Annotated in this window: 19 protein-coding genes; 3 read left to right on the forward strand and 16 right to left on the reverse strand. The window is 72.4% G+C overall.

All coding sequences use genetic code 11. The annotated features are described in order from the left end of the window. Window positions 1-143 precede the first annotated feature (143 nt). The 11 genes from AC3CHW_RS08085 to AC3CHW_RS08135 all read right to left on the reverse strand — a co-directional run bounded on the left by AC3CHW_RS08085 (window position 144) and on the right by AC3CHW_RS08135 (window position 12,728). Window positions 144-350, reverse strand: coding sequence for a hypothetical protein (locus AC3CHW_RS08085; RefSeq protein ID WP_176164342.1), 207 nt, complete (start codon window positions 348-350; stop codon window positions 144-146). Window positions 351-710: 360 nt separating this feature from the next. Then, window positions 711-992 (reverse strand): acylphosphatase, encoded by a 282-nt coding sequence (locus AC3CHW_RS08090; RefSeq protein ID WP_176164341.1) that lies wholly within the window; start codon window positions 990-992, stop codon window positions 711-713. Window positions 993-1,349: 357 nt separating this feature from the next. Then, window positions 1,350-2,438 carry a bifunctional DNA-formamidopyrimidine glycosylase/DNA-(apurinic or apyrimidinic site) lyase gene (gene mutM / locus AC3CHW_RS08095; RefSeq protein WP_488470018.1) on the reverse strand — a complete coding sequence of 363 codons (1,089 nt, stop codon included), beginning with the start codon at window positions 2,436-2,438 and terminating at the stop codon, window positions 1,350-1,352. 192 nt (window positions 2,439-2,630) lie between these two features. After that, window positions 2,631-3,524, reverse strand: a complete 894-nt coding sequence (gene rnc, locus AC3CHW_RS08100; protein ID WP_488470019.1) for a ribonuclease III — start codon at window positions 3,522-3,524, stop codon at window positions 2,631-2,633. Between the two features lie 19 nt (window positions 3,525-3,543). Next, window positions 3,544-3,717 (reverse strand): 50S ribosomal protein L32, encoded by a 174-nt coding sequence (gene rpmF / locus AC3CHW_RS08105; RefSeq protein ID WP_065965136.1) that lies wholly within the window; start codon window positions 3,715-3,717, stop codon window positions 3,544-3,546. Between the two features lie 2 nt (window positions 3,718-3,719). After that, a complete protein-coding gene (locus AC3CHW_RS08110) occupies window positions 3,720-4,313 on the reverse strand; it encodes a YceD family protein (RefSeq protein ID WP_232110265.1) in 594 nt (197 codons plus the stop codon). 670 nt (window positions 4,314-4,983) lie between these two features. Next, on the reverse strand, window positions 4,984-6,186 hold the full coding sequence (locus AC3CHW_RS08115; protein WP_488470999.1) for a DivIVA domain-containing protein: 1,203 nt from the start codon (window positions 6,184-6,186) through the stop codon (window positions 4,984-4,986). Window positions 6,187-6,284: 98 nt separating this feature from the next. After that, entirely contained in the window at window positions 6,285-6,794 is a 510-nt protein-coding gene (gene coaD, locus AC3CHW_RS08120; RefSeq protein WP_187063303.1) for a pantetheine-phosphate adenylyltransferase, read from the reverse strand. Beyond that, entirely contained in the window at window positions 6,791-7,393 is a 603-nt protein-coding gene (gene rsmD / locus AC3CHW_RS08125) for a 16S rRNA (guanine(966)-N(2))-methyltransferase RsmD (protein WP_488470020.1), read from the reverse strand. The genes coaD and rsmD overlap by 4 nt, the downstream gene beginning before the upstream one ends. A gap of 580 nt (window positions 7,394-7,973) precedes the next feature. Next, window positions 7,974-10,271, reverse strand: a complete 2,298-nt coding sequence (gene recG, locus AC3CHW_RS08130; protein WP_488470021.1) for an ATP-dependent DNA helicase RecG — start codon at window positions 10,269-10,271, stop codon at window positions 7,974-7,976. A 351-nt stretch (window positions 10,272-10,622) separates the two neighbouring features. Beyond that, entirely contained in the window at window positions 10,623-12,728 is a 2,106-nt protein-coding gene (locus AC3CHW_RS08135) for a DAK2 domain-containing protein (protein ID WP_488470022.1), read from the reverse strand. Between the two features lie 245 nt (window positions 12,729-12,973). Between AC3CHW_RS08135 and rpmB the strand changes: the two genes are divergently transcribed. Continuing rightward, complete coding sequence (gene rpmB, locus AC3CHW_RS08140) at window positions 12,974-13,159, forward strand: 50S ribosomal protein L28 (RefSeq protein ID WP_014628431.1); 186 nt, start codon at window positions 12,974-12,976, stop codon at window positions 13,157-13,159. Window positions 13,160-13,572: 413 nt separating this feature from the next. On the opposite strand, the gene thiD is transcribed toward rpmB, so the two are convergent. Together thiD and AC3CHW_RS08150 are read right to left on the reverse strand one after the other, a co-directional pair. Then, window positions 13,573-14,397 carry a bifunctional hydroxymethylpyrimidine kinase/phosphomethylpyrimidine kinase gene (thiD, locus tag AC3CHW_RS08145; protein ID WP_488470023.1) on the reverse strand — a complete coding sequence of 275 codons (825 nt, stop codon included), beginning with the start codon at window positions 14,395-14,397 and terminating at the stop codon, window positions 13,573-13,575. Window positions 14,398-14,902: 505 nt separating this feature from the next. Next, the gene (locus tag AC3CHW_RS08150; protein ID WP_176164333.1) at window positions 14,903-15,877 is read right to left on the reverse strand and encodes a thiamine-phosphate kinase; all 975 of its coding nucleotides are present in this window, start codon (window positions 15,875-15,877) and stop codon (window positions 14,903-14,905) included. 161 nt (window positions 15,878-16,038) lie between these two features. Between AC3CHW_RS08150 and AC3CHW_RS08155 the strand changes: the two genes are divergently transcribed. Beyond that, complete coding sequence (locus AC3CHW_RS08155) at window positions 16,039-16,272, forward strand: Lrp/AsnC family transcriptional regulator (RefSeq protein WP_176164332.1); 234 nt, start codon at window positions 16,039-16,041, stop codon at window positions 16,270-16,272. A gap of 20 nt (window positions 16,273-16,292) precedes the next feature. Next, window positions 16,293-16,781, forward strand: coding sequence for a DUF3515 domain-containing protein (locus tag AC3CHW_RS08160; protein ID WP_398612214.1), 489 nt, complete (start codon window positions 16,293-16,295; stop codon window positions 16,779-16,781). A 705-nt stretch (window positions 16,782-17,486) separates the two neighbouring features. Here AC3CHW_RS08160 and AC3CHW_RS08165 read toward each other — a convergent pair. From AC3CHW_RS08165 to AC3CHW_RS08175, 3 genes are all read right to left on the reverse strand, one after another. Continuing rightward, complete coding sequence (locus AC3CHW_RS08165) at window positions 17,487-18,677, reverse strand: D-alanine--D-alanine ligase family protein (protein ID WP_488470024.1); 1,191 nt, start codon at window positions 18,675-18,677, stop codon at window positions 17,487-17,489. A 648-nt stretch (window positions 18,678-19,325) separates the two neighbouring features. Next, the gene (locus AC3CHW_RS08170) at window positions 19,326-20,327 is read right to left on the reverse strand and encodes an NAD(P)H-dependent glycerol-3-phosphate dehydrogenase (protein WP_398608759.1); all 1,002 of its coding nucleotides are present in this window, start codon (window positions 20,325-20,327) and stop codon (window positions 19,326-19,328) included. Further along, window positions 20,324-21,181 (reverse strand): lysophospholipid acyltransferase family protein, encoded by an 858-nt coding sequence (locus tag AC3CHW_RS08175; RefSeq protein WP_187060092.1) that lies wholly within the window; start codon window positions 21,179-21,181, stop codon window positions 20,324-20,326. Before AC3CHW_RS08175 ends, AC3CHW_RS08170 begins: the two co-directional genes overlap by 4 nt. Window positions 21,182-21,259 lie beyond the last annotated feature (78 nt).

Below are 21,259 nucleotides of genomic sequence, written 5' to 3' on the forward strand. Positions count from 1 at the left end.
AGGGCACATCAGACGGTAGGGAAAACTCGAATGACTGGACGAGAAACAACGGAGCGAAACGACGAAGGGACGCCGAAGCGTCCCTTGCAGATTCTCAAGCGGGTGGCGATGCTTGCCCGACAGGTCCCCTGAGGAACCACGGGTCAGGCAAGCGCAGGCTCCGCCTGGGATACGTCGATGCTGTCGAGCAGCGAGTCGCTGTGCTGAGCGGCGGCGGACAGCGCGTCATTTTCGGCCTGCATCCGGATGAGCTCGGATTCCAGGTCCTGTACGCGCTGCTGAAGCCGTCGCATCTCGGCGAGGACTCGGGGGTCGGAACCGCCGACGTAACCGAGAAGCGCCTTTGCCATGATGGATGGTCCTCCACAATGAGTGACCGACCGGAGCGGTGTGGGTCGTGAGGGATTCGCACCCGCGGTGTCTGCCATCACTACCGACTTCAATGCCAAACAGTTAAGGTGCGCGGGGTTTCCAGCGTCTCACCAAAAAGTTTGACGGTCAACACGATCACACCCCGTATCGACAGGGCAGGCGAGCGGGCGCGGCAGTAGACGGTGCGGCGCGGCTTCGTCTCGCGACCCATCGGGGCGTGGAGATCATCCTTAGCTCCGCAGCCTTCCACGGACGCGCCGTATTGGCAACCACCAGGCCGTTTCTCCCCGGCGCACATCCCGGGGCACGCGGGGCATAGCCCCGCGCTGACGCTCCCGTCAGCGAATTTCGAAGGTTTCGTAACCGCCTCGCGGGGTGTCCCAAATCTCAGTCACTCCGTCGACCCGCCCGGGCGTGTCGCCTGTGCGGAGCCACTCCAACAGTTCCTCGCAGCCGGCTCTCGGCCCTTCGGCCACCACCTGGACCCGGCCGTCGTCCAGGTTCGAGGCGAAGCCGACCAGCGTGCCGATGCGCAGGGCGTTGGCCCGCGTGAACCAGCGGAACCCCACACCCTGCACCCGGCCCCGCACCCAGGCGGTGAGGCGCGCGTTCTCGTTCATACGGGCACGCTAGCCGCCCCACCCCGCCGCCATCACCCGGGCCCTCCCGATGGCCCACACGGGTCGCGGGCACCGCGCCGGCCGACCCACCGGGAGCACGGCTCCGTACGAGCGGGCGCCCGCGCCCCCGTACGGCGCGACACCACCGCGAGTGCGCCCCACGGGGCAGCGGTCGCGGCCCCGTACCCCGTACCCGCTGTCACCAGCCGCGCGGACCGACGCGGGGGCCGCGCTCGCGGAGCACGCCGGGGGCTCCGCCTGTCGCTACGGCGCAGCGCGCCGCCGCTCCGCAGCCGCAGCGTGCGAGTGGGGCCGAGAGCGAACGCGGACGGAGCGGGGGCGGGTGGCCACGGTGCGCTAGGTGGTCGGGCCGCTGCCTGCCGTTCGGGGTGCCACGGCGCGGGGCGGGCGCTGGCAGCGCGGGCAGAAGTAGCTGGAACGGTTCATCCACGGGCTGCGGCGCATCGGCGCGCCGCAGCGACGGCACGGCTCGTCCTCGCGCCCGTACGCGTCCAGTGAGCGCTCGAAGTAGCCGGACTCGCCGTTGACGTTCACGTACAGGCTGTCGAAGCTCGTGCCGCCCACGGCCAGGGCCGCCCGCATGACGTCGCGGACGTGGCCGAGCAGTTCGAAGGCCCGGGGGCGGGTGAGGCTCGCCGTGGGGCGGTCGAAGTGCAGTCGGGCGCGCCACAGCGCCTCGTCCGCGTAGATGTTGCCCACGCCGCTGATCAGCGACTGGTCCAGGAGCGCCCGCTTGATGGTGGTGCGGCGCCGGCGCAGGGCCGCGTAGAACGCCGCCTCGTCGATGGCCGGGTCCAGTGGGTCGCGGGCGATGTGGCCGATGACGTCCGGCAGCCCGTCGGGAGCCCCGGGCAACTGGTCGTGCAGGGAGAGGCCACCGAAGGTGCGCTGGTCGACGAAGCGCAGTTCGGTCCCCGCCGCGTCGGCGAACCGGACCCGGATGCGCAGGTGCTTCTCGTCCGCGGCGGTTTCCGGCTGGACGAGCAGTTGGCCGCTCATGCCGAGGTGGCCGAGGACGGACCGACCCGTGGCCTCGCCCCCCGTCGCACCGTCGACGGCTCCGTCCGCAGGGCCCGGCGCTCCGTGCCCCGTGCCCCGTGCCCCGTGCTCCGTCGGCAGCGCTCCGTCTCCCGTCGCCCCGTGCCCCGTCGCCCCGTCGGCGAGTCCCGCGTTAGCCCGTACGGGGTGCTCCGGGGGTGCCGTGGCGTCGGCGCCCACCGCGTCCAACGGCAACCAGAGGTACTTGCCGCGCCGACAGGCCGCGGCGAAGTGGTGCCCGATCAGTTGGTCGGCGAAGTCGGCCGGGCCCGCCAGGTGGCGGCGGATCGCACGGGGATGCAGGACCTGCACCTCGGCGATGACGCGCCCGGTGACCCAACGCTCCAGGCCGCGGCGGACGACCTCGACCTCGGGCAGTTCCGGCACGTGTTCCTCCGCGGAGGTCGGGACCCGTCACACGGGTCGGGGAATGGTCGGGCCGTACCACGCGGCACGGGGAGCGAAGGCGCGCGGCCGACGGGGCGTACGCGACGGGCCCACCGGCGGTGAACCGGTGGGCCCGTCGAACACAGTTGGACGCGTGCGGTACGGCGCTCGGCGGCGGCGTACCGCGCCTGGTCACCGTGCGGTCGGTTCAGCCTTCCCGGCGGAGCCGGGTGCCGAAGCGGCGGCGGCGCCGTCGAGGGCCGCCCCGTCCGAGGTCGCACCGTCCGCCCCGGAGCCGTCGGTGGACGCCTCCTCCACGGCGGCGGTGGCGGCGGCCTCGTCGGCCGCCGCACGGATCGCCCGCCAGGCGGCCTCGGCCGCCTGTTGCTCGGCTTCCTTCTTGCTGCGGCCGGTGCCGGTGCCGTACGCGACACCACCGACGCGAGCAGCAGCCGTGAAGACCTTCTCGTGGTCGGGGCCCGTCTCGGAGACCAGGTACTCGGGCACGCCGAGTCCCTCGGTGGCCGTCAGCTCCTGCAGGCTGGTCTTCCAGTCCAGGCCCGCGCCGAGGTTCGACGAACGCTCGATCAGCGGGTCGAAGAGCCGATGCACCAGTTCGGCGGCGGCGTCGAGGCCCTTGTCGAGGTAGACCGCGCCGATCACCGCCTCCAGGGTGTCGGCGAGGATCGATGCCTTGTCCCTGCCGCCCGTGCCCTCTTCGCCCCGGCCGAGCCGGATGAACGCGCCGAGGTCCAGGCCGCGGCCCACCTCGGCGAGCGCGCGCGAGTTGACCACCGCGGCCCGCAGCTTGGCCAGTTGGCCCTCGGGCAGGTCGGGGTGGATGCGGTACAGCGTGTCGGTGACCACCAGGCCGAGCACGGAGTCCCCGAGGAACTCCAGCCGCTCGTTGGTGGGCAACCCGCCGTTCTCGTACGCGAAGGAGCGATGCGTGAGCGCACGCACTAGAAGGGCGGACTCAAGGTGATACCCGAGCCGCCCTTCCAGAACGGTATGAGACGAGGCCGTGTCTGCCGTCGCCGTTGTTTCTTCCCCGCGCTTGCGGAGCGGCGTCTTGGCGTCTGACATGAAGCCTGTCACCCGCCGATCAGACCTCGAGGACCTGGCGGCGGTTGTAGGTGCCGCAGCTCGGGCACGCGATGTGCTGCAGCTTCGGCTCGTGGCAGCGCTCGCACGCCACCAGGGTGGGGACCGCAGCCTTCCACTGCGACCGGCGGTGGCGCGTGTTGCTGCGCGACATCTTCCGCTTCGGAACAGCCACGGCTACTTCTCCTGTGGGTCATCCCCGCTAGCGCGAGGGGTGTTGTCCTTCTCGCCGTCCTGGACGGTCTCAGCGAGTCCCTGCAGTGCCGCCCAACGGATGTCGACGGCTTCTTGGTGATGGTGGTCCGGGTCGTCCGCCAGCCGTACTCCGCATTCGGGGCACAGACCAGGGCAGTCCTCCTGGCACACCGGCTGCAACGGCAGTGAGAGCACCACCGCGTCCCGCAGCACGGGCTCAAGGTCGAACAAGTCGTCCTCGAGGAAGAGTGTGTCCTCCTCCTCGGCGTCGTCGCCGGTATCCGCTGTGCGGCTCCGGTCGTCGGCGTCAGGGTAGGAGTACATCTCCTGGAATTCCGCTTCGAGCTCACGCCCGAGCGGCTCCAGACACCTTACGCACTCCCCTGTGAGCGGTGCACGGGCGGTGCCCGTAACGAGCACTCCCTCCATGACCGACTCCAGTCGGAGGTCGAGCTCCACGGTCGCACCCTTGCGCACCCCGATCATCTCGATCCCGAGATCACCCGGGGCCTCGATCGAGCGCGAAAGCCGCTTGAGCGCACCAGGACTCCGCCCCAGCTCCCGTGTGTCGAACACGAGGGGGGAACGGTGGTCAAGACGGGCGTTCAGGGCTTCCTGCTTTCTACGCTGCGGCACGGGCGTCCCTCCTCGCAGCACTGCTACGAGACGAAGTGGGCAGCCGGAATCGCGGATATACGTGCGGCCGAAGAGCCAGGATACTGGACGGGTCGCCGTAGACCCAATCCGCACCAATCGACCCTGCCGCTCCCCCGAGGTCACCGTACGTCGACGCCGCACGGCACACGCGCCGCCCCGCACGGCGGTGCCGAGGATCACACGCGCGCCACCGGCGTACGCCCCGGTGCCGGTTGCTCTGCGCCGGGCACCTGGCACTGCGCCCCGGAGCTCACTCCGAGGTTCGCGTGCGCTCCGGGGCGCAACGTGAGCGCGCAGGGGCGCCTCGTACGTGCTCCGGCGTACGGGCTCGGGGCCCGGCTGGCTCGCCGTAGCGCACGGAGCGCCGCGCGGAGCCTAGGAGCGACGCGCGGTTTGCGGGAGCGCGCGCACGGAGCGCTGAATCTCGCACGGGGCACGGGGCACGGGGCACGGGGCATGGGGCACGGGGCGGCGACGCCCTTGGGGAACACGGGATAGGGGGCACGGCGTGCAGGGGCGTCGCGCGGCGCTTTCGCCGGCCGCGCGGGGTGCGGAGCCTTGGGGCGCCGCAGCCCGGCGGCGGTGTGGCTCAGCGGCCCTGTTCGTACTGGCGGAGCTGGTCCAGGTTGATCATGCTGGTGTCGAAGAGGCTGGTCTCGTCCAGCGCCGGGGTGCCGGCCGCGCGGGGCGGCTGCGGTGGCTGGTGACCGTCGAGCGGCTGGGGCTCCGCGTATCCGGTGTGCGGGTCGTAGCCGTGCTGGGGTTGTTGCCAGCCGTAGTCGCCGGCGGGCTGGGGCGCGGCGGCGACCGGCTGCTGGTAGTCGTGCGTCGGCTGCGCCGCGTACGGGTCCTGCTGGGCGTACTGCTGCTGGTAGCCGTAGGCGTCCTGTTGGTAGCCGGCCTGGGCGTAGTAGTCCGCGTACTCGGGCTGGGCCGGGGCCTCGGGCGGGGCGGGCGGTTGCTGGGGAAGCATCGGCTGCTGAGCGGGCATGGGTGGCTGGTGGACCGGGGCCGGCGCGTGAGCGGGGGCCGGCGCGGGGACGCGTGGGTCGGCGACGTGCTGGCTGGTGGCGAGGTCGGCCAGGTAGTCGTCGTCGCTGGTGCTGAGGCCGGCGGCGCCCGCGGCGTCCTGCGCGGCCATGTGCGCGCCCAGCTCGTCCTCTTCCGTACCGAGCAGCTTCTGCCTGCCCCGGCCGACCGCTTCCAGGGTCTTGGCGAGCACGGCGGCCACGGCGCCCAGCTTGGCGTCCACGTACTCGTCCGCGCGGTGGCGCAGCGTCTCCGGGTCCGCGCTGCGTTCGGGAGCCTGGTCGTACTGGCCGTTCTCGTCGTCGCCGTACGCACCCGGGCCGCGTCCGAGGAGCTTCTCGCGGCCCCGGTCGACGGAGCCGATGGTCTTGGTGAGGACGACCTCGAAGTTGGCCAGCTTGCTGTCGACGTAGTCGTCGGCTTCGGCGCGGATCTCCTCCGCCTCGCGGCGTGCCTCGGCGAGGATGCGGTCGGCCTCCTCCTGCGACTGGCGGGCCACCTCGGTCTGGGAGATCAGCGAGCCGCGGTGGGAGTGCGCCGACTCGATGATGCGCTGGGCCTCCTGCCGGGCAGCCGCGACCATCTGGTCCCGGTCGCCGATCACCTCCTGGGCCTGCGCGAGGGAGCCGGGCAGCGCCATCCGCAGCTCTTCGAGCTTGGCGAGCAGCTCGGCCCGGTTCACCACGCAGGAGGCCGACATGGGCATGGACTTCGCGCTGCCGACGGTGCCGACGATCTCGTCGAGCTTCTTCTGCACGTCCACCTTGGGTGCTCGCACTCTCTAGGCCGAAGGGTCGGGACGGGACCGACTGTACGGGCAGTGGGCTCCCGCCCGACACCTCCTGACAAACCGTCAGCCCGCTAGCGCTCGGCGAGCCGCTCCGTCAGGCGCCGGAGCACGAGCGGCGGCACCAGGTGGGAGACGTCGCCGCCCCAGGCCGCGACCTCCTTGACCAGGCTGGAGGAGAGGAAGCTGTAGGTGGGGTTGGTGGGCACGAACAGTGTTTCCACGCCGGACAGGCCGTTGTTCATCTGGGCCATCTGCAACTCGTAGTCGAAGTCGCTGACGGCGCGCAGGCCCTTGACGATGGCGGGGATGTCGCGCTGCTTGCAGAAGTCGACGAGGAGCCCGTGGAACGCCTCGACCTCGACGTTCCCGTACTCGGCCGTCGTCTCGCGCAGGAGGTCGATGCGCTCGTCGACGGTGAAGAGCCCCTGCTTTGACTTGTTGATCATCACGGCGACGTGCACGACGTCGTACAGCTTCGAGGCGCGGGCGATGATGTCGAGGTGTCCATTGGTGACGGGGTCGAAGGACCCCGGACAGACGGCGCGGCGCAAGAGTGGTTCCTCGCTCTCCAGTGCGGTCATGACGCGCTGTGGTGTGTCGTCGTGGCGGTGCTGCGTGAAGCGGCGCGACCGTACCAAAGCGTGCCCTCCCCGTAGCGACGAGCCCGTAGCCCCTCGAAACCAGTCGGCCACCGGAACTCGCCGCCCCTGGTGCTCCGCTCCACGGTGACCAGCGCCTGTGCCGCGAGCCAGCCATTGCCGGAGAGTGTGAGCAGGATCTCCCGCAGCTCGTCGTCGGTGACGGCGTACGGCGGGTCGAGGAACACCACGTCGTACGGCTGCTCCGGCCCGGGGCCGGCGATGACCTGTGCCGCCTTGCCCGCCCGCACCTCGGCACCGGGCAGGCCCAGGGTGCGTACGTTCTCGCGGACCACCCGGGCGGCGCGGGGGTCGGCCTCCACCAGGAGGGCGTGTTCCGCGCCACGGGAGAGCGCCTCCAGGCCGACGGCGCCCGAGCCCGCGTACAGGTCGAGGACCCGTCCCCCGGCCAGCGAGCCGAGCAGCGACTCCCAGGTGGAGAACAGGCCCTCGCGCGCCCGGTCCGAGGTCGGTCGAGTACCGGTGCCCGGGGGTACGGCGAGACGGCGCCCGCCGGCAGCTCCGGCGATCACGCGGGTCATCTGTTGGTCGGCCCTTCGTGGTGGTGGAGAACGGTGGCCGTGATCGGCCGCCGCTCCCCCACGATATGGCGTCAGCCAACGGACGACTCGGGGACCGCACCCGGCGGGGCCCGTGCCCGGCGGGGCCGGAGCGACTTCAGCGGGGCGGGAGCTCGCCGCAGCCCCCTCAGGGCCGCACGGCCCCGTGCCCCGTGCCCCGTGCCCCGTGCCCCGTGCCCCGTGCCCCGTGCCCCGTGCCCCGTGCCCCGTGCCCCGTGCCCCCGGTGAGGATCGCCGCTCCGTGCTCCGTGCTCCGTGCTCCGTGCTCCGTGCTCCGTGCTCCGTGCTCCGTGCTCCGTGCTCCGTGCTCCGTGCTCCGTGCTCCGTGCTCCGTGCTCCGTGCTCCGTGCTCCGTGCTCCGTGCTCCGGCGGGATGGTGCCGTGGCGCGGGGGACGGTGGGCGGCGCTGGCCGCGGTTCGGGGGTCGGGGGATGGCGTGCTGGCGGGTGCCGAGCCTCGTTGGAGGGTGGGTGCTGGGTAAACGGGACCGGCATGCCGGACGTAAGTGGCGTGCGGCCGGCGAGTGGGCTGCTCGGGACGGTTAGCCCTTGTCGAGGTACTGCTCGCGCTCGGCGTCCAGGAGGGCGTCGAGCGCGGTACGCAGCGCCGGCAGCCGCTCCAACTCCGGGTCGGCCGTGACGGTCGCCACGGCCTCCGCGCGGGCGGCGGCGATGATCTCCTCGTCGTCGATGACGGTGAGCATGCGCAGGCTGGAGCGGACGCCCGACTGGGCCTGTCCCAACACGTCGCCCTCGCGCCGCTGCTCCAGGTCGATGCGGGACAGCTCGAAGCCGTCCAGCGTCGCCGCGACGGCGCCCAGCCGGGCCCGCGCCGGGCTGGCCTCCGGCATGTCGGTGACCAGCAGGCACAGGCCCGGGGCGGAGCCACGGCCGACGCGGCCCCGCAACTGGTGCAACTGAGATACGCCGAACCGGTCCGCATCCATGATCACCATGGCTGTGGCGTTGGGCACGTTGACGCCGACCTCGATCACGGTGGTGGCCACCAACACGTCCACCTCGCCGGCGGAGAACCGGCGCATCAGCGCGTCCTTGTCATCGGGGTGCATGCGCCCGTGCAGCGCCTCGATGCGCAGCCCCTTGAGCGCGCCCTTGGTGAGCTGCTCGGCGACGTCGAGCACCGCCAGCGGGGGCCGACGCTCCCCCGCCCCGTCAGCGCCCTCCGTCGTCCCCTCCGCGCCGCCCACGTCGTACTCCACGGCGGGGTCCGCCGCGCTCCCGGCCCCGCGCTGCCCCGACTTCGCGCCCTTGCGCTCCTTGGGGGCGTCCTCCTCGTCGCCGATGCGGGGGCAGACCACGTACGCCTGGTGCCCGGACTCCACCTCTTCCCGTACGCGCTCCCAGGTGCGGGAGAGGAAGTGCGGCTTGTCCTTGGCCGGGACCACGTGGCTGGCGATGGGCGAGCGACCCGCGGGGAGTTGGTCCAGGACCGAGGTCTCCAGGTCGCCGAAGACGGTCATGGCAACGGTGCGCGGGATGGGCGTGGCCGTCATGACCAGGAGGTGCGGGGGGCGGTCGGCCTTGGCCCGTAGCGCGTCACGTTGCTCCACGCCGAACCGGTGCTGTTCGTCGACCACCACCAACCCAAGGTCGTGGAACTGCACCTTGTCCTCGATGAGGGCGTGGGTGCCGATCACGAGGCCGGCCTCGCCGGTCACCAGGTCGAGCAGCGCCTGGCGGCGGGCCGCGGCTCCCATGGAGCCGGTGAGCAGCACCACCTTGGTGCCGTTCTCCGATCCGCCGAGCAGGCCGCCCTCAGCCAAGTCGCCCATCATCTCGACGACGGAGCGATGGTGCTGCTGGGCCAGCACCTCGGTCGGCGCGAGCATCGCGGCCTGACCTCCCGCGTCCACCACGGTGAGCATGGCGCGCAGCGCCACCAACGTCTTGCCGCTGCCGACCTCGCCCTGGAGCAGCCGGTGCATGGGGTGCTCGGCCGCCAGGTCGCGCAGGATCTCGGCGGACACCCGCCGCTGGCCCTCGGTGAGCGTGAACGGCAGCTTGGCGTCGAAGGCGTCCAGCAGTCCGTCCTGGCGCCGGGCACGGGGCACGGCGGGGAGCTGGGCTTCGGCGCGCCGACGGCGCGCCAGGGCCACCTGGAGCACGAACGCCTCGTCCCACTTGAGCCGGTCGCGGGCCGCCGCGATGTCGGCCTTCGTGCGCGGCCGGTGGATCTTCAGCAGGGCCTCAGGCAGCGTCTCGAAGCCGCGGCCCTCGCGCAGGGCGGGGGGCAGCGGATCGACCACGCCCTCCCAACCCGTCGCCTCCATGGTGTCGAGGAGCATGTCGACGGACTTGGCGAGCTGCCAGGACGCGAGTTGCTTGCAGGCGGGGTACAGCGGCAACAACTGGTTCGCGAAGGCGTCCACCGCGCCTGCCGCGTCGCCCTCGTGGTCCTGGTCCAGTAGCTCGTAGTCGGGGTGGGAGAGCTGCCGGGTGCGGTTGAACACCGAGACCTTGCCGGCGAACATTCCGCTGCGGCCCGGTAGCAGCGCCTTCTCGTGGTGGAAGACGCTCCGGCCGAAGAACACCAGCGTCAGCGCCCCGCTACCGTCGGTCACCACCACTTCGAGCCGCACGCCCTTGCCGTGGTTGAACGTCTTCTTCGTCGCCTTGGCCACCCGCGCGACCACCGTGACGTGCTCGTCCAACGGCAGGTCGGCGAGCCGAGTCAGCTCGCCCCGCTCCGCGTACCGGCGCGGGTAGTGGTGCAACAGGTCCCCGACGGTATGCAGGTCGAGGTGGGCGGCCATCACCTTCGCGGTGTTGCCGCCAACGATCTTCTTCAGGGGTTCATCGAGCGCGGGCACGCGATCCATTGCACACCACACCACTGACAGCGCGCGCGACACTCCCCACCACCGGCCCGTCGCACCCCCCGCGCGGCGGCCCCGCCCGGGTCTCCCCGCCGACTGTCGCGCCGATGGTCGCCCCAGGGGGACGGCCACCCCTCGGCCCCGTGCCCCGTGCCCTGTGCCCCGTGCTCCGTGCTCCGTGCTCCGTGCTCCGTGCTCCGTGCTCCGTGCTCCGGCGGCATGATCGGCCCGTTGGGGGGCGGCGGGACGCCGGCAGGGTGCGGTCGCCTCGTGGCTCCGCACGGCTCACGCGTGAGCGGTACGGGGCCACGTCAGTCGCCTCGTTGCCAGCTCGGGACGCGGACGGCCCGACGGTTATTCGATGCCGATGAGCAGCGGGGCCGACGGCTGCTCGCCGCGGTAGTTGACCGTGTCCACCGCCAGGTGCCGTTCCCGTACGTGTTCCTCCAGCCGTTCGGCGAGGCTGTTCGGCACGCCGGCTCCCAGCACCAGGGTGACCATCTCGCCGCCGGCCGCCAGCATGCGGTCGAGCACCGTGCGCGCCGTGGCGAGCAGGTCGGCCCCGATGACGACCACGTCGCCGTCGATCAGGCCCAGCACGTCACCCGCCTGGCACACCCCGGCCATGGTCCATGACTGGCGTTCGGCCACGGCCAGTTCGGCGTAGCGGGTCGCGCCCGCGGCCGAGGTCATCGCCACCACGTCCTCGTCGAACCCGCGGTCCTCCTCGTGAACGGCGAGCGCGGCGATGCCCTGGACGACGGAGCGGGTCGGGATGAGCGCGACGCGCACCCCTTCCGTGCGCATCTGCGCGGCAGCCGCAGCGGCGGTGTGGCGCAGTTCGGCGTCGTTGGGCAGCAGGACGACCTCGTGTGCGTGCGCTCGCCGAATGGCGTCGACCAGTTCGCCGCTGGCGGGCGGCTCCCCGGGGCGCGCGGTGACCACGGTCGCGCCCGCTTCGGCACACAGGGCGGCGAGTCCGTCGCCCGGAACGACCAGGACCACGGAGCGCGCGGCGCGTTCGCCCCGTGCCCCGTGCCCCGTGCCCCGTGCCCCGTCAGTGCGCTTGGGTTCCCCGGGCGGGGCCTCCCGCTTCAGCCGGCGCTCGGCCGCGGCACCGAAGTGCGTGATGCGGAGCCGGTACGGACGCCCCGCCTGGATGCCGGCTTCCACGGCGGCTCCCGCGTCATCGACGTGCACGTGCACGTTCCACAGCCCGTCGCCGCCCACGATCACGAGGGAGTCGCCCAGCGCGTCCAGGCGCCCACGGAGTCGGGCCACGGCGGTGTCGTCGGCCTCCAGGAGGTAGATCACCTCGTAGGCGGGGCCCGTGATCGGCTCGCCGTCGCATCCCGCGGGCTGGCCCGAGTGCCCTCCGTCGGCGGGCGCGCGCTCCGAGGTGGCGGCATCGTACGGAGCGTCGGCGTCGGCGCTCCGTTCAGCCGGGGGCAGGGAGCCCGGTGGGGCGGCGGGGCGGCGCCGTTCGCGGGGTTCGGCGTCGGGGCGGCCGGGACCGAGGGCGTGGCTGCCGGGGACCGCCCGAAGCGGGCTGGTCGGCGCCGTGGTGCGTTCGCCGGTCAGCGATTCGGCCAGGGCGCCGAGGACGGTGACCAGGCCGTAGCCGCCCGCGTCCACGACGCCGGCCCGCGCGAGTACGTCGAGCTGGCCGGTGGTCGCCTCCAGAGCGGCGCAGGCGCCCTCGTAGGCGGCCCGTGCCACGGCGCCGACGGGCGCGGCGGGAGACCGCGTCGCGGGGGTGCCCCGCGCCCCCGGAACCGCGCCGTCCTCGCTCGCCGTAGCCGCCCCGTACGCCGCGGCCCGCTCCGCACCGTGCCCCGCCGCGGCCCCCTGCCCCGCGCGGGCTCCCTGCCCCGTCGCGGCCCCGTGCCCCGTTTCGGACCCGCGCGGCGCCGACGCCCCGTGCCCCGTGGGTGGGACACCCGCCGCTCGGGCCGCTGCCGCTGCCGCCGAGGCAGCGACCGTCAGGACCGTGCCCTCCACGGGGCGGGCAACCGCGTTCCGGGCGGAATCGGCCGCGCGGAGCAGCGCGCGCGACAGGACAGCGCCACCGGCGTGGCGCACGTCACCCGCGTCTCGCGCCTCACTCGCCGCATCACCCGCCTCGTGCTGCTCGGCGAGTACGTCCGCCATCCCGCGCAGCATCTGGGCCAGGATGGTGCCGGAGTTACCGTGCGCGCCGATCAGCGCCCCGTGCGCCATGGCTCCTATCGCGTCGCCCAGGCTCGGCCTGGACGCGGTACCGGTGGCCGCGTGGCCGTTGAAGGCGGCCCCGACGGCGTGCGCGGCGGACTCGACGGTCAGGTAGAGGTTGGTGCCGGTGTCACCGTCCGCGACCGGATAGACGTTGATGGCGTCGATCCCCTCGCGGGCGCGCCCCAACGCCTCCAGTGCCAGCCCGCACCACGTACGTACCGCCTCGGCGTCGAACGTGTGCGGCACCTATGGCCTCCTTGGACGGTGCTGGGTGGCAGCGCGGATGCCCGCAGGGTAGTCGCGCTTCGCGGAGATCGTCTGGGGCGGGGGCCGAGGTAGCCATGGTAGTTTCGTTGTACGGGAGCGGTCGTTGTATGCTGCTCCGGTTGCCCGATCAGGTCGGGCCAAATCCCCCCGGTGATGCCGATCAGCTATTGATTCGACGAACCGGGAACTCACCGTAAGTGCATCTGAAGTCTTTGGAGTGACCCGTGGCTGCCAACTGCGACGTCTGCGGCAAGGGGCCGGGCTTCGGCAACAACATTTCGCACTCGCACCGCCGCACTCGCCGTCGTTGGAACCCCAACATTCAGACGGTGCGCGCTGTGGTCGGTCGGACGCCGAAGCGGCTCAACGTCTGCACCTCGTGCATCAAGGCCGGCAAGGTCGCGCGCTGACGTTCCCGTCGTAGCGCAGCCAGCCGGTTGCCAAAGCCGGCCCGCATTCGTGCGGGCCGGCTTTTTTGTTGCATCACCCTGCCTATGGGCGCCCCGAGCCCCGCCTCACGGGCTCCGTCGCCTGCTCGTGTACGGGCACTCCGGCCAGAGCCGCCGCCCCGTGCCCCGTGCCCCGTGCCCCGTGCCCCGTGCCCCCGGGCAGGATCACCGCTCCGTGCTCCGCGTCCAATGGAGCCGCCGCTCCGTGCTCCGTGCTCCGTGCTCCGTGCTCCGTGCTCCGTGCTCCGTGCTCCGTGCTCCGTGCCAGGATGTTCGCCGCCCCGTGGCGCGCTCGACTCGCGCGGATGCGGCGGCACGCAGCCGGCTGCCGCACCGCCTGTTCGCTCGCGCCGAGGCACAAGGGGGGCGACGGCTCAGCGCCAGCGCCAGGCGTGGTCGACCGGGCCGATGCCGGCGCCCAGCGGGAAGCCGGCCTCGATCGCCCCCGTGACGTACTCCTTGGCCGCCGCGACGGCCTCCGGCACCGGCATGCCGTGGGCCAGGTGGGCGGCGATGGCGCTGGCGAGGGTGCAGCCCGTGCCGTGGGTGTGGCGGTTGTCGTGGCGCGGGGAGCGGAGCCAGTGTTCCTCCGCCCCGTCCGTCAGCAGGTCCACCGCATCCCCCCGGAGGTGGCCGCCCTTCACCAGGGCCCAGCGGGGCCCGAACTCCAGGATGGCCGCGGCGGCGCGCGGCATGTCGGCCTCGGTGGTCACGCGTACGCCGGTGAGTTGCGCGACCTCGTCCAGGTTGGGTGTGGCAACCGTCGCGACCGGGAGCAGCTTGGTGCGTACGGCGTCGAGCGCGTCCGCGGCCAGGAGGGCGTCACCGTGCTTGGAGACGCCGACGGGGTCCACGATGACGGACGTGTTGAGGTCCGCGAGCAGGCTCGCGACGGTCTCCACGATCGCGGGTGAGGCGAGCATGCCCGTCTTCACGGCCTGGACGCCGATGTCATCGACGACGGAGCGGAACTGGGCCCGGATCGCCTCCAACGGGAGCTCCCACGCCCCCTGTACGCCCAGGGAGTTCTGCGCCGTGACCGCGGTGAGCACGCTCATGCCGTGCGTGCCGAGAGCCAGCATCGCCTTGAGATCGGCCTGAATGCCCGCCCCGCCGCCTGAGTCGGACCCGGCGACGGTCAGGACACGGGGCGGGACGGCGGTGGGGACGGGGCCAGCACCCGGGGTGTCAGTGGTCATGCCATCGAATTTACGCCGCGCCACTCGCGGGCCTCTCGGCCCCCTCACGGCTCGTTGGCTCAACCCGCTCGACCAGGTAGTTCAGGCCACGCTGAACCGAGCTGCCCCCTCCCCGCTCCAGACGCCAATTCGCACCGGCAAGACGGGGCGGCAGGACGGGGCGGCGAATCGGAGTGACGGGATGGGGCATCGCGACGTACCGGCGTCGCGTCGCGCCAACATGCCGCCTGCCGACGTGCGGAGTACGCCACGGAGGTACCGCACCGGCGTGACGGGGCGGCGGACGGAGCCGCCCCGCGCGGGCAAGGGCCGCCCGCGCATACCCGACCCGCGCCGACACGGCACCGCACACCCGGAACGGCGCCCCGCACCCGGTTTACGGCGCCAGGCCCAGTGCCGGCTTCGGGCGCGAGTTGAGCCGGCCCCGCCGGCGGCCGACAGCGTGCTCGGGAAGCCCGGTTGGCGGGGCCCCATGGGACCTCGCCCAGCCTGCTTGGCCTCGGCTTCAGCTTCCTGCCGATTCCTCGATGTCGCTGAAGTGGTCCCAGCCGGCCTTGGCCCACGGCGCCCCGTCCACCGTCACCTGGGGCAGCGCCGACGGGTTACGGACCTCGCCGATCACCTTCCAGCGCGCGGGCAGCTTCACGTCGGAGGGGAAGGTCGCGACGATCGCGTGGTCCTCGCCGCCGTTGAGCACCCATTGCAGCGGGTCTACGCCAACCGCCTGGCCGATGTCCGACATCTGCGAGGGAATGTCTATCGACGCGGAACTCAGGTCGATACGGACCTTGCTGGCCTCGGCGATGTGTCCGAGGTCGGCGACCAGGCCGTCGCTGACGTCCGTCATCGCCGTGGCCCCGAGCCCCGCCGCGGCCGGGCCGGCGTGGTACGGGGGTTCGGGGCGACGGTGCGCCTCGACGAAGGCACGGGGCGAGCGGAAGCCGCGCGAGAGCACGGCGTGGCCGGCCGCCGACCAACCCAGCCAGCCCGTGACGGCGACGACGTCACCCGGCCGTGCCCCGGCGCGGGTTACCGGTTCGTGGTTGCGCAGGTCACCCAGGGCCGTGATGGCCACGGTGATCGTCTCGCCGCGCACCACGTCGCCCCCGACCACCGCGGCGCCCGCGACCTGGCACTCGTCGCGCAGACCGTCCATCAACTCGTTGGCCCACGTCGCGGGGAGGTCCGCGGGGACGACGAGGCCGAGCAGCAGCGCGGTGGGCACGGCCCCCATGGCGGCGATGTCCGCGAGGTTCTGCGCCGCCGCCTTGCGGCCGACGTCGTACGCCGTGGACCAGTCGCGGCGGAAGTGCCGCCCTTCGAGCAGTACGTCGGTGCTGGCCACGACCCGTCGGTCGGGCGCTGCGACCACCGCGGCGTCATCCCCCGGCCCCAGGCGGACCGCCGGGGTGCTGGTGAGTCGGGAAGTCAGCTCCCTGATCAGCCCGAACTCTCCCAACTCGCCCACGGTGCCCTTCATCCCATCGCCCCTTTGCACTGATCTTCCGCCCTGTGCTCCGCTGTCCGCTCCGGCAGGCGCCACGCCGCGTACGTCGCGCGGGTCTCCCCGCGTCGCTCGGCGACGCGGTACCGTGGCGTCCCTTCTTCCCACATGATCCTCGTCGCCGCCCTGGAGGTTCCGTGGTACAGGCGTACATCCTGATCCAAACTGAGGTCGGCAAAGCGTCGACCGTTGCCGACGTCATCGCCAAGATCCCGGGAGTCATCCAGGCCGAGGACGTGACGGGGCCGTACGACGTGATCGTGCGCGCCCAGGCCGAGACGGTGGATGAGCTCGGCCACATGGTGGTCGCCAAGGTCCAGCAAGTGGACGGCATCACCCGTACCCTCACCTGCCCGGTCGTCCATCTGTAGCTCCCCGTATCCTCGGCCCGGTGAGTTTTGCACCGCGCCGTTGGCACCGCCTGCCCATCGCCATCCTGCTCTTGTCCGCCGTGGGCTGCTCTGACAGCGACGAACCCGCAGCTCCCGCGGTTCCCACTCCGTCGGCGCGGGCCGTCACGTTCTGCAAGGCTCTCCACAAGGAACTGCCCACGAAGGTGGATGGGCTCGACCAGCGCGAGACCGAGCCCGCGTCGGAATTCACCGCCGTCTGGGGCAAGCCCGCCGTGCAACTACGGTGCGGCGTACCGCGCCCCGATGTGCTCACGCCCGGCAGTGAACATTACAACCCCCTGGCCGACTCCGTGGACGTCAACGGAGTCGGCTGGTTGCTGGAGAAGCAGCCGGACGGCTACCGCTTCACCACCACCCTGCGCAAGGCGTACGTGGAAGTCACGGTTCCGTCGACGTACGCCCCCGAGATCAACCCCCTCACCGATCTGGCGGACGCGGTCAAGAAGACCATCCCGGCCGGCATCTGACCCGCCCCGCCGCGACTCTCACACGCGGATCGCGGCGGGGCGCGGTACGGAGCCCGGCGGGGGCCGAAGGGCGAGGCACGGAGCGCGCGCCTGGCGGAACGGTGCGGGCGGACGGTCGCGCACCGTTCCGCACGGCGGAGCGCACGACGCTGACCCTCAGCGCCCGGCGTTCTGGCTCGTGACGCGGCGCCCCGGCACCGCTCGCACCACCCATCGCACCGCTGCCCCTCCGTACGGACCGACGACGCCGAACGGTGCCCGCACGGCGCGCGGCCGGGCCATGGACGTACGGATCAGGCCCCGTGGGCCAGTCGGACAGCGGCGGGACGGCGGCTCCGCGCGCCGAAGACGGGCATGGTCGATACGGGGCGGCGCAGACCGACCCCCGCACCGGACACCAGCCCCCACTCCCCCGCCCCGTGCCCCGTGCCCCGTGCCCCGTGCCCCGTGCCCCGTGCCCCGTGCCCCGTGCCCCGTGCCCCGTGCCCCGTGCCCCGTGCCCCCAGGGAGGATCGCTGCTCCGTGCTTCGGTTCCGCGCTGCGAGAGGGGGCCAGTGCCGTACGCCGCCGGTCGCCCGCCCCGTGCCGTACGTACGGGGCGCCCCGTACGCCGCTCCGGTGGGCTCGCGTACGGCCCAGCGACGGGCGAGCAACGCAGTAACGGCGACGTGGGCGCCGGGCAGCGCCGGACAGGGCGTGCGACGTCTAGCGCAGGCCCGTCGGGCGGTTGAGGGCGGCCTGGATGAGGCGATCCACCAGTTCGGGGTAGGTGACGCCGCTCTCCTGCCACATGCGCGGGTACATCGAGATCGGCGTGAACCCGGGCATGGTGTTGATCTCGTTGATCACCAACTCGCCGCTGTCGAGGAGGAAGAAGTCCACCCGCGCCAGGCCCTCGCTGCCGGTGGCGTCGAACGCGGCGATCGCCATCTCCTGAACGCGCGCCGTCTCCTCGGCGGTGAGCGGCGCGGGCACGATGCCGGACGCCGAGTCGATGTACTTCGCCTCGAAGTCGTAGAAGTCGTGGGCCGTCACCGGTGGGATCTCCGCCGGCACGCTGGCCCGCGGGCCGTCCTCGTACTCCAGCACGCCGCACTCGATCTCGCGCCCGCGCAGCAGCGCCTCCACCACGATCTTCGGATCGTGCCGCCTGGCCTCCTCGACGGCCGCGTCGAGGTCCGCCAGGTCGTCCACCTTGCTGATGCCCATGGAGGAGCCGGCGCGAGCCGGCTTCACGAAGATCGGCAGGCCGTTCTCGGCGGCGAAGTCCACAATCTTCTTGCGCGCCACCGCGCCCCGGTCGTTCTCCGGACCGAGCTTCCAGTCGCGGGCCCGGATGACCTCGTAGGGCCCGATCGGCAGCCCGAAGGAGTCGAAGACGCGCTTCATGTACTCCTTGTCCATGCCGACGGCGGAGGCGAGCACGCCGGCCCCCACGTACGGCACGCCGGAGAGTTCCAGCAGACCCTGCAGGGTGCCGTCCTCGCCGTACGGGCCGTGCAGCACGGGGAAGACCACGTCCACGTCGCCCAGCGCCTTGGGTACCGAGCCGGGCTCGCTGTAGACCACCTCGCGGCTGCCCGGGTCGACCGGCAACACCACGCCGCCCTCCGGGGTTTCCGAGAGCTGGTCGACGTTGGGCAGCGTGCCGTCGCTGATCGCCATCCGTTCGGGCGCGTCGGCGGTGAGCGCCCAACGCCCCTCGGTGGTGATGCCGATCGGCAGCACCTCGTACTTCGTACGGTCGATGGCCGACAGCACGGCGCCGGCGGTGACGACGGAGATGGCGTGCTCGGAGCTACGCCCGCCGAACACGACGGCGACGCGCGGCTTCCGACCGTCGGTTCCGGGGCCGGCGGCGGGCACGGGGCTTGGGGAAGTGGACTCGCTGCTCATCGGATTGAGATTACCCTGCGACCCGCCCGCGGTCAGGTCTCGCCAGCCGGTGTCCGCGGCCCGCCCCGTCGCACGGCCACGGAGCCCCGCGCGCGACCGTCCAGCCGGCCGGCCCACCACCCGCCCACCCGCCGCCTGGCGCCCCCGCCCAACCCGGGCCAACGACCCCCACCCCACGCCTCGTACGCCACCGAGGTACGCCACCGAGGTACGCCACCGAGGTACGCCACCGAGGTACGCCACCGAGGTACGCCACCGAGGTACGCCACGAAACGGTGCCGGCGCGGGCGCCGTTCCCGCGTCGGAGGAACGGCGCGGCGTGCGAGGCCGCTGCCGGTGCCGAGCGGGGCGCGGTGGAACCGGAGCGCAGCACCCGCCGTTCGGGGCCGCGCGGCGTGCACGGCCTGGGCAACCGAGAACCACCACAGGCCACTACGCCGCTGCGTTACTGCGCCCCTCCGCAACGGGCGCCCTCACGCGCGCTCCGTGGCGCACCCCGGCACCACCCCCGACCTCCGGCACCCCCGCACTCCGCGGCACCGGCGGACGCCGGCCTACGCGCTTCGGGGCCCCGTGGCATGTGCCACGGGGCCCCGAAGCGGGCGTCGACCGGTCACGTTCCACCAGAGCGAGCCGGCCCCAGCGTGTTCAGTGGCGCTCCGGCTTGGCGGAGCGCGACATCAGTTCCTTGAGCGCCACGAGAGGCGGCTTCCCGCCGTGCACGATGCTCACCACCGTCTCCGTGATCGGCATGTCTACCCGGTGGCGCTGCGCCAGGTCGAGGACGGACTCGCAGGACTTGACGCCCTCCGCCGTCTGTTTCGTCACCGCGATGGTCTCGGCCAGGGTCATGCCCCGTCCGAGGTTGGTGCCGAAGGTGTGGTTGCGGGAGAGCGGGGACGAGCAGGTGGCGACGAGGTCGCCCATGCCCGCGAGCCCCGCGAACGTGTGCGCGTCGGCGCCCATCGCGAGCCCGAGCCGGGTGGTCTCGGCCAGCCCGCGCGTGATCAACGATGCCTTGGCGTTGTCGCCGAGGCCCATGCCGTCGGCGATGCCCACCGCGAGGGCGATGACGTTCTTCACCGCTCCGCCCAGTTCGCAGCCGACGACGTCGGTGTTGGTGTACGGCCGGAAGTACGACGTGTGGCAGGCCGCCTGCAACCGCTGGGCCACGGCCTCGTCGCTGCACGCGACGACGGCGGCGGCCGGCTGTCGGGCGGCGATCTCCTTGGCGAGGTTGGGCCCCGTGAGCACGGCGACCCGCTCCGGGCCGACCCCCGCCACCTCCTCGATGACCTCGCTCATCCGCTTGGCGGTGCCGAGTTCGACGCCCTTCATCAGGTTGACCAGCACCGCGTCGGCCGGCAGCAACGGGGCCCATGCGGCGAGGTTGGCGCGCAGCGTCTGCGACGGCACGGTCAGCACCGCGAACTCGGCGCCCCGTGCCGCCACCGCGGGCTCCGTGGTGGCCCGCACCGTGTCGGGGAGCGTGGCGCCCGGCAGGTAGTCCGGGTTGCCGTGCCCCGTGTTGATGGCTTCCACCACCTCCGGACGGCGCGCCCACAGGGTCACCTCACACCCGGCATCGGCCAGCACCATCGCGAAGGCGGTGCCCCACGATCCGGCGCCGAAGACGGCACAGCGCGTCACGTGGCATTCCCCTCGTTCTCGTGCTCCGTCCGGCCGCTGCCGCGATCCGTCCGGTCGGCCTCGTGCTTGGTGCGGCCGGCCTCGCGCCCCGTACCGTCGGCCTCGTGGTCCGTAGGGTCGGCGGAGCCGAGACCTTCGGCCGCGCCACCCTTCGGCTGTTCGGCCCGCCCCGCCGGCACGGGTTCCTGGCGCACGTCGGCGAGGAGTTCGGTCACGGCGGCCATGATCGTATCGGTGGCGGCGCGCAGCACCTCGGCCGTCGGTTCCTGGCCGTAGTACGCGGACAGGTCGACCGGGGGCCCGGCCACGACCTTGAAGGTCTTACGGGGGAACAGCCGCAGCCGCTTTGCCCCCGCGTACGGGGGGAGCACCGCATTGGCGCCCCATTGCGCGACGGGAATGACCGGGGCCTTGGTGAGCAGCGCGACACGGGCTGCGCCGGTCTTGGCCCGCATCGGCCACTGATCCGGATCGCGAGTGAGCGTGCCCTCGGGGTAGAAGGCGACGCATTCGCCCTTGTCGATCGCGCTGACGGCCGCACGGAAGGCGTTGGCGGCATCCGTGGACTCCCGGTAGACCGGAATCAACTGGAGTCCGTGGAACATCCGGCCGATAACGGGCACCTTGAAGAGGGCGGACTTCGCGAGGAATCGCGGCACGCGGCCGGTGTTGTACTGGAAGTGCGCGTACGCCAGCGGATCGAGATACGAGTTGTGGTTGATCGCCGTGATGAATCCGCCGTGGGCTGGAATGTTCTCCATTCCACGCCAGTCCCGTTTGAACAGAATCACGAGCGGCGGTTTCGCGAGGACCGCTGCCAGGCGGTACCAGAAGCCGATTCTGTGGCGGGGCACTCGGACGTCCTCCTCTTGGTCCCTGCTGACCTGCTGGCTTGCTGCCACCCGGGCAGCCGCACAAGTGTCGCCCCAGGT

The organism is Streptomyces sp. MGP-BFMKR1 (assembly GCF_057766585.1).

What these genes read in the sequence shown, in the direction of transcription:
- AC3CHW_RS08150 (WP_176164333.1), bottom strand. Translation starts at nt 15,877, where the DNA reads ATGAAGGGCACCGTGGGCGAGTTGGGAGAGTTCGGGCTGATCAGGGAG.
- thiD (WP_488470023.1), bottom strand. Translation starts at nt 14,397, where the DNA reads ATGACCACTGACACCCCGGGTGCTGGCCCCGTCCCCACCGCCGTCCCG.
- rnc (WP_488470019.1), bottom strand. Translation starts at nt 3,524, where the DNA reads ATGTCAGACGCCAAGACGCCGCTCCGCAAGCGCGGGGAAGAAACAACG.
- coaD (WP_187063303.1), bottom strand. Translation starts at nt 6,794, where the DNA reads ATGACCGCACTGGAGAGCGAGGAACCACTCTTGCGCCGCGCCGTCTGT.
- AC3CHW_RS08085 (WP_176164342.1), bottom strand. Translation starts at nt 350, where the DNA reads ATGGCAAAGGCGCTTCTCGGTTACGTCGGCGGTTCCGACCCCCGAGTC.
- rsmD (WP_488470020.1), bottom strand. Translation starts at nt 7,393, where the DNA reads ATGACCCGCGTGATCGCCGGAGCTGCCGGCGGGCGCCGTCTCGCCGTA.
- recG (WP_488470021.1), bottom strand. Translation starts at nt 10,271, where the DNA reads ATGGATCGCGTGCCCGCGCTCGATGAACCCCTGAAGAAGATCGTTGGC.
- AC3CHW_RS08165 (WP_488470024.1), bottom strand. Translation starts at nt 18,677, where the DNA reads ATGAGCAGCGAGTCCACTTCCCCAAGCCCCGTGCCCGCCGCCGGCCCC.
- AC3CHW_RS08090 (WP_176164341.1), bottom strand. Translation starts at nt 992, where the DNA reads ATGAACGAGAACGCGCGCCTCACCGCCTGGGTGCGGGGCCGGGTGCAG.